Origin of the sequence: Antrihabitans auranticaus, from assembly GCF_016481275.1 — a bacterium.
Classification (GTDB): Bacteria; Actinomycetota; Actinomycetes; order Mycobacteriales; family Mycobacteriaceae; genus Antrihabitans.
In genome coordinates, this window is sequence record NZ_JAEMNW010000004.1 from 25,418 (window position 1) to 32,813 (window position 7,396).

Here is a 7,396-nt window from a genome sequence, read left to right on the forward strand (position 1 = left end):
GCGTGGCGCGTTACGACTCGCTGATCGCAACCCTCGGCAACACCCCGCTCGTCGGTTTGCATCGGCTGTCGCCGGCATGGGATGCCGAGAACCCGGTGCGACTGTGGGCGAAGCTCGAGGACCGCAACCCGACCGGTTCGATCAAAGACCGGCCGGCGCTGCGCATGATCGAACAAGCCGAGGCGGACGGGCTGCTGAAACGCGGTGCCACGATTCTCGAACCGACCAGCGGAAACACCGGGATCTCGCTGGCGATGGCCGCGAAGCTCAAGGGCTACAAGCTGATCTGCGTGATGCCGGAGAACACGTCGGTCGAGCGCCGTCAGCTGCTGACCATGTTCGGGGCCGAGATCGTGAACTCGCCGGCCGCCGGCGGCTCGAACCAGGCCGTCGCGATGGCCAAGGAAATCGCGGCCGAGAATCCCGACTGGGTCATGCTGTACCAGTACGGAAACGCAGCGAACGCGTTGGCGCATTACGAAGGGACCGGGCCTGAGCTGCTCGCCGATCTGCCCGAGATCACGCACTTCGTCGCGGGCCTCGGAACGACCGGAACGTTGATGGGTGCGGGTCGGTACCTGCGGGAGAACGTTCCCGGGATCGAGATCGTGGCCGCCGAACCCCGCTACGGCGAGCTGGTGTACGGGCTGCGCAATATAGACGAGGGATTCATTCCCGAGCTTTACGACGAGTCCGTCCTGACATCGCGGTTTTCCGTCGGCCCGCTGGATGCGGTTCGCCGGACGCGCGAACTCGTCGCCGAAGAAGGCATCTTCGCAGGTATCTCGACCGGAGCGATTCTGCACGCGGCGCTGGGCGTCGCGCGCAAAGCAGTACGTGCCGGGACCAGGGCAGACATTGCGTTCGTGGTGGCCGACGGGGGCTGGAAGTATCTCTCGACCGGCGCGTACGAAGGTACGCTGGAAGAAGCGGAAGACCGGCTGGAAGGCCAGCTGTGGGCCTGACGCGACGACTCTGACCACCTGAACGAAGGGGCGACATGACGGGAAGCATGGGACCCTCGTTCGACCCGGCCCGAATCGAGGCACTGCGAGCGTCTCTGGCGGAGCCGACGCGCTCGCCGACACCGCCCGTGAAGCCTTCGGGTCGGCCGGTCTGGCAGCAGGCCGGACTGGTGATCATCCTCTTCACCGCGATGTTGTACGCGATCGAGATTATCGACGTGGTGACCAACAACAGTCTCGACGATGAAGGAATCAGGCCGCGATCAGCTGACGGACTGTGGGGCATTCTCTGGGCGCCGCTGCTGCATTACGGGTGGGGCCATTTGATAGCCAACACGCTGCCGCTGCTCGTGCTCGGCTTCCTCGCGCTCATCGCCGGCATCGCCCGCGGCATTGCAGCGACAGGAATTGTGTGGCTCGTTGGTGGCGTGGGGACCTGGCTCACCGGAGCGGCGGGGAGCGTGCACCTCGGAGCGTCGGTGCTTGTATTCGGTTGGCTGACCTACATCCTGACGCGTGGCATCTTCACCCGGAGTACGTTGCAGATCCTCCTGGGCGTGGTCGTGCTACTCGTATATGGCGGATTGCTGTGGGGCGTGCTCCCCGGCGCGGCGGGAATTTCGTGGCAAGGCCACCTCTTCGGAGCGGTTGGCGGCGTGATAGCTGCGTGGGTGCTCTCGTCGGACGAGCGCGACGCCCGCCGCCAGCGGGCCGTCGCTGCATAGGCCGCCGGCGATTTTTCCTGCGATGTGGCCACCGTTTGGTCACAGAAACGCCGCTTTTGTGAGGTCTGTGGCCCGAATCTTCGGGAAGCTTTTTGGCGGCGCGCGGATCGTGGCAGCATGACCCTATGCGTCTTACCGTCCTCGGTTGTTCGGGCAGTGTGTCCGGCCCGGATTCCCCTGCGTCGGGATATCTGATCACCTCGCCCGGCATGACTCCGGTTGTGCTGGAGTTCGGCCCGGGAGTACTCGGCGCTTTGCAGCGCTACGCCGACCCCGGCGAAGTATCGGTCTTCTTGACGCACCTGCACGCGGACCATTGCCTGGATCTTCCCGGTCTCCTGGTGTGGCGGCGCTACCACCCGAACCCGCCGACCGGTCGGGCGATCGTTCGTGGACCGACCGACACGTCGCTGCGGATCGGCAACGCGTCAGCGGAGGTCGGCGGAGAGACCGACGACTGGTCCGATGTGATCGAAATGCAGCGCTGGATCGAGGGCGAGGTTGTCGATTTCGGTGGCGGCAACACCGTGGCGGCGTTCCGGATGAATCATCCGCCGGAGTCGTACGGTTTGCGGTTCGTGACCGACAGCGGCAAAGTCGTCGCGTACACGGGCGATACTGCCGTGTGCACGATGGTCGACGACCTGGCCAAGGGTGCCGACATTCTGCTTGCCGAGGCGTCGTGGACGCACGACCCTGCCAATCGTCCGCCCGGAATTCATCTCTCCGGGACCGAAGCGGGGCAGCTGGCCGCAAACGCGGGTGTAGGGGAGTTGCTGCTGACGCACATCCCGCCGTGGACTTCGCGTGAAGACGTGATCGCCGAAGCGAAGGCAGAATTCTCTGGTCCGGTCCACGCGGTGTCGCCGGGTGAGGTCTTCGAATTCTGACGGGCTAGGCTCGTGGAGTGTCGAGACGAGCCGATGGCAGGGCGGACGACGAACTCCGCGAAGTGAAGATCACCCGAGGATTTACCACGCACCCGGCGGGCTCTGTGCTCGTCGAGTTCGGCAACACCCGCGTGATGTGCACTGCGAGCGTGACGCAGGACGTTCCGCGGTGGCGCAAGGGATCTGGACTCGGCTGGCTCACAGCTGAGTACGCGATGCTGCCTGCCGCGACGCACACTCGAGGCGATCGCGAATCGGTGAAGGGCCGCATCGGCGGGCGCACGCAGGAGATCAGCAGGTTGATCGGCAGATCTCTGCGATCGTGTATCGACCTCGCCGCGATCGGCGAGAACACCATCGCCATCGACTGCGACGTCCTCCAGGCAGACGGCGGCACCCGGACCTCCGCGATAACCGGCGCCTACGTCGCACTCGTCGACGCGGTCACGTACCTGCGGGCGGCGAACAGACTCAATGACCCACAACCGATTTCGTGCGTGATCGCCGCGGTGAGCGTCGGCGTCGTCGATGGACGGGTCCGTCTCGACCTCCCGTACGAAGAGGATTCCCGGGCGGAGGTCGATATGAACGTCGTCGCGACCGATACCGGCACGCTCGTCGAAATTCAAGGCACCGGCGAAGGTGCGACTTTCCCACGCTCGACGCTCGACAAGCTCCTGGATTCGGCCCTGCTCGGCTGCGAGAAGCTGTTCGAAGTCCAGAAAGCCGCACTCGCACTTCCATATCCGGGCGAACTCCCCGAGCCGGCCGAAGCACCCAAGAAGAAGTTCGGTGCCTAAGACCCTCCTGGTCGCGAGCCGAAATGCCAAGAAGCTCCGCGAATTACGGCGCGTACTCGACGAAAGCGGAGTGGCGGAACTCGAACTCGTCGGTCTGGACGAAGTTGCGCCCTTCCCCGAAACGCCCGAGACCGGTGCGACGTTCGAGGAAAACGCGCTGGTGAAGGCGCGAGATGGCGCGCTGGCAACCGGAATGGCCTGTGTTGCAGACGATTCCGGCCTGGAAGTCGATGCCTTGAACGGAATGCCGGGTGTTCTGTCTGCGCGCTGGGCGGGTGCGCACGGCGACGACCTCGCCAACACAACGCTGCTGCTCGGTCAGCTCGGCGACGTGCCAGACGATCGGCGCGGAGCGCGGTTCGTGTCGGCCTGCGCGTTGGCGCTGCCGGACGGCTCGGCATCGGTGGTTCGCGGCGAGTGGCCGGGCGTGATTGCGCGGGAACCCCGCGGTGCCGGTGGATTCGGCTACGACCCGGTTTTCGTGCCCGAAGGCGAAACCAGATCCTCCGCTGAACTCAGCCCCCAAGAAAAGGACGCTGCCTCCCACCGCGGTCGGGCGTTGCGATTACTCCTACCGGCCCTGATCGACCTCACACGCGACTAACGCCGGAGCGTGCAATCCCGATAAGACGGTCAGGCGAGTACCTCCGACCGAACTGGATCATCCGATGGTGCAAGTAGTTCCGACCGATCCGATCACCTGGCTGCTGTCGCGCATCTGCGCCATCATTCCGGGCATGATGTGCATCATGTGAGCCGGATCAGACGGCGAAATCGCGCTTGACCTGCGTCGAATTGCGGTGTTCGACGAAGAACGACAGCAGCGGGACAGTGCCGGCCAGCAGCGTGCCGATCGTGGGCAACGCGCGCCAGCGAACCTTGACAGCAAGATCGATCGTCACCAGCAGGTAGGCGAAGTACACCCAGCCGTGAACGACGCCAACCCAGCCGAAAGAATCGATATCGAACCCGTACTTGGCGATCACCTCAGCTGTGAGCACGAGGAGCCACAAGCCCGTCGTCCACGCGAGCACGCGGTATCGCAGTAGGGCTCCCGCGATCTTTTTGTTCGCGGGCGACACTTCAGCTGGAGTGGTCTCGTCCTGGCTGGTCGTCACGTGCTCGTCCCTTTCGTATCCCGAGCTGCGAGCTCGGCGAGGTAGCGGTTGTACTCGGTTGTTGCGGTGTCCAGGTCGTCGGACGGGTGTGCGATGGGTCGTTCGGGGAGCAGGCCGCTCGGAATTTCGCGTTGCAGACGCGGTTGCGAATTCTTCTCGGGCTCGTGGGCCTCGGCCTCGAGTTGAACGAAACGGCGGTACGCGTACAGCACGAACGCCGCGAACAACGGCCATTGCAGCGCGTACCCGAGATTTTGGCCGGTTCCGCCGACCGCTTCGAAGCGAGTCCACTGCCACCAGCCGAGCGCAAGGCAGCCGGCGGCAGCGACAATAACCAGCAGTATCAATGCTGGATTACGTCGTCGGCGTGCTGATGTCACGCCTACGACGGTACCGGTGCGCGAGGGGGGACTTGAACCCCCACGTCCGTTGGACACCACATCCTAAGTGTGGCGCGTCTGCCATTCCGCCACTCGCGCGCGAGGAACAGACTACGCTATGCCGCTCTGATCGCCCCCGGCATTCGCTTCCGGTGTCTTATCGCCCCAACGGTTTCGCCCTGCGTAACTTGCCGTCTGACTGTGGCAGTTGGGGCAAAGGAAGCGGACGTTGGTCAGACGGCAATCGCTGAAGTTGCCGTTCCTGTGATCGACATGAAGGGTGAGGCGTCTCCCCGCCCAGTTCGGTCCAAGACCACATTCCGCACAGGCGTACGGGACACCCGCTTCGATCAGAGCGCGCCGCAGCTGTTGAGGCTTTGCGCGTGGGCTACCCACAGGCCGAAGGATCAGAATTTGCTCCCACGAGAGCCGGTTGTTCGCGGTCGTTCCTCTGTTGTGCGTTTGGCCCGAGAAGTGCGAAGTATCGATTCCGGCTTTCCGAATGCGCCGGCTGAGGTGTGCGTGTGACCCACCAGTTGCACGAACGCCTAGAAAACGTAAGACGCCTGCCACGCTGACCGAGTTGTCGACAGCTTCCTGGAGTCGTTCGACGGTGTATCTCACCGCTTCATGCGCAAACTGTGTTTCCACTGTCTCGCTACAACCACAATTCCCTCCCAAACGCGTGTGAACGCGACTACACCTCCGAATGACAATCGTCGGAGGAACCCCAACCCAAGATTAAAGCTTTGCCGGTCGGGCGCCGGGGCACTCCAAGGGTTTGGCGCGGCTGAACCAGTTTCCGGCGAAGCCGTTGGGGGTATTCGACTTTCAAGACGAGGAGGTCGGGTCGGATGCCTGTTTGGGGATGGATCGTGATCGCGGTTGTAGTGGTGCTCGCAGCACTGGCGATTGTCGCCGGGGGCTCGGTGAGCCGCCGGAAGCGAACCGAACGGCTCCGAGAGCGTTTCGGTCCCGAATACGAACGGACCGTGGACGAGGTCGGTGAACAGAAGGCCGCCGAGAACGAGTTGGCGACGCGCGAACGAAATCGGCAGAAGCTCGAGATCGTCGCGCTCGACCCCGATGCTCGGGACAGGTACTCACACGAATGGCGCGCAGTGCAGACCGCCTTCGTCGATAACCCCGCCGCGGCGGTCGTCGATGCCGACCGTCTGGTCAACGACGTGATGCGAGAGCGCGGCTACCCGGTCGACGACTTCGACAAGCGGGCGGCCGACATCTCTGTCGATCACCCGCAGATCGTCGAGAACTACCGGTCTGCGCACGACATCTTCCTGTTGCAAGAAGCCGGCGAGGTCGGCACCGAACACCAGCGCACGGCATTCGTGCATTACCGCGCGCTTTTCGAGCGATTGCTCGAGACGGATCAGGGCACGGAATCGCCAAAGGAGGCGCGCACATGACAACCCCGAATCGCGACCCACGAATCGACCCGACCGATCGAACGGAAGCGCCGACCGAGTCGCGCGGCTACGACGGCGGAGCCGTCCCCAACCCGGAGAATCCTGGCTACGAAGAACGGTCGGGGGTGTCGCCTGCCGGCGGCGGGTACACGGGACAGCCGGAGGGCGGCGGGTACACAGGACAGGCAGAAGGCGGCGGGTACACAGGACAGCCAGAAGGCGGCGGGTACACAGGACAGCCAGAAGGCGGCGGGTACACGGGACAGCCGGAGGGCGGCGGGTTCGCAGGGCAGCCAGAGGGCGGCGGTTACAGACAACAGCCCGCTGCTTTCCCCGAGTCGGCTGAACGTGTCGTGCCGCCGACGGAAGGACCCGGCCAGGCTGCTGAGCCCCAGATATCGCCGGAATCCGGCGGTTTCGGCGATCATGTGGCGCCCTCTGCCGAGAATGGCGGCCACCAGGAGCGGCTGGATTCACCAATCGAGACCAGTAGCCGGACCGACATCGCCGACCCCACGCATGCGGTTGGCAGTGAGGCCGAAAGTGGCAGTGTCAAAACACTTTTCGCCGAGAACGAGCTCTCGGGACTTCGCTCGCGCTGGGGTGATGTTCAGGCGGGCTTCGTCGATGATCCCCGGGAATGCATCCAGAGGGCCGACGGCTTGGTTTCCGACGTAGTGCAACAGCTCACGACTGGCATCGCAGACGCACGTTCACGACTCGAGTCGCAGTGGTCGCGCGGTGAGCAGGCTTCCACCGAGGACCTTCGCGTTGCGTTGATGCGCTATCGCGAATTCTTCGAGCGCCTACTCGCGGTGTAACCGGCGCCGTACTGTTCAGAAATTGCCTCGACCGGGCTCCCGCGGCGGCGACAGCAATGAAGTCCCGCCCGGGTAGCCCCCTCGGCACGACTCGGTGAAGTGGCGTCGCCGAGCGTGCGAGACCGTCTCCGAGAGGGGCGGCAGTGCGCAAAAACGGCTGTGACCACGGACACTTCTGTGAGGGCCGCGAAACCGACCGGTGAGTCTACCGAGTAGTAGGCACGGAGTCGAAGATAACGAATCGATAACGATCAACCTGAGGGTGCCTCA

The 7,396-nt window shown here is 64.1% G+C and carries 9 protein-coding genes and 1 tRNA gene; 7 read left to right on the plus strand and 3 right to left on the minus strand.

The features are described 5' to 3' along the window. The first annotated feature begins 2 nt into the window (after positions 1 to 2). The 5 genes from JGU72_RS18205 (at position 3) to rdgB (ending at position 3,984) form a co-directional block, all read left to right on the plus strand. A complete protein-coding gene (locus tag JGU72_RS18205) occupies positions 3 to 965 on the plus strand; it encodes a PLP-dependent cysteine synthase family protein (RefSeq protein ID WP_199685436.1) in 963 nt (320 codons plus the stop codon). 35 nt (positions 966 to 1,000) lie between these two features. Continuing rightward, positions 1,001 to 1,690, plus strand: coding sequence for a rhomboid family intramembrane serine protease (locus tag JGU72_RS18210; protein ID WP_199685437.1), 690 nt, complete (start codon positions 1,001 to 1,003; stop codon positions 1,688 to 1,690). Between the two features lie 125 nt (positions 1,691 to 1,815). Beyond that, positions 1,816 to 2,580, plus strand: coding sequence for a cyclic nucleotide-degrading phosphodiesterase (locus JGU72_RS18215; protein WP_199685438.1), 765 nt, complete (start codon positions 1,816 to 1,818; stop codon positions 2,578 to 2,580). 17 nt (positions 2,581 to 2,597) lie between these two features. After that, the gene (rph, locus tag JGU72_RS18220; protein WP_199685439.1) at positions 2,598 to 3,380 is read left to right on the plus strand and encodes a ribonuclease PH; all 783 of its coding nucleotides are present in this window, start codon (positions 2,598 to 2,600) and stop codon (positions 3,378 to 3,380) included. Beyond that, entirely contained in the window at positions 3,373 to 3,984 is a 612-nt protein-coding gene (rdgB, locus tag JGU72_RS18225; protein WP_199685440.1) for an RdgB/HAM1 family non-canonical purine NTP pyrophosphatase, read from the plus strand. The genes rph and rdgB overlap by 8 nt, the downstream gene beginning before the upstream one ends. Positions 3,985 to 4,141: 157 nt before the next feature. Here the strand turns inward: rdgB and JGU72_RS18230 are convergent, their stop codons facing one another. The 3 genes from JGU72_RS18230 to JGU72_RS18240 all read right to left on the minus strand — a co-directional run bounded on the left by JGU72_RS18230 (position 4,142) and on the right by JGU72_RS18240 (position 4,977). Then, a complete protein-coding gene (locus tag JGU72_RS18230) occupies positions 4,142 to 4,498 on the minus strand; it encodes a DUF3817 domain-containing protein (RefSeq protein WP_199685441.1) in 357 nt (118 codons plus the stop codon). Then, entirely contained in the window at positions 4,495 to 4,878 is a 384-nt protein-coding gene (locus JGU72_RS18235) for a hypothetical protein (protein WP_199685442.1), read from the minus strand. Before JGU72_RS18235 ends, JGU72_RS18230 begins: the two co-directional genes overlap by 4 nt. 17 nt (positions 4,879 to 4,895) lie before the next feature. Beyond that, positions 4,896 to 4,977: transfer RNA gene (locus tag JGU72_RS18240), tRNA-Leu, on the minus strand. A 755-nt stretch (positions 4,978 to 5,732) separates the two neighbouring features. Here JGU72_RS18240 and JGU72_RS18245 point away from each other — a divergent pair. Together JGU72_RS18245 and JGU72_RS31275 are read left to right on the plus strand one after the other, a co-directional pair. After that, positions 5,733 to 6,305 (plus strand): hypothetical protein, encoded by a 573-nt coding sequence (locus JGU72_RS18245; protein WP_199685443.1) that lies wholly within the window; start codon positions 5,733 to 5,735, stop codon positions 6,303 to 6,305. Between the two features lie 353 nt (positions 6,306 to 6,658). Then, positions 6,659 to 7,126 carry a hypothetical protein gene (locus JGU72_RS31275; RefSeq protein ID WP_307828535.1) on the plus strand — a complete coding sequence of 156 codons (468 nt, stop codon included), beginning with the start codon at positions 6,659 to 6,661 and terminating at the stop codon, positions 7,124 to 7,126. The last annotated feature ends 270 nt before the right edge of the window (positions 7,127 to 7,396 follow it).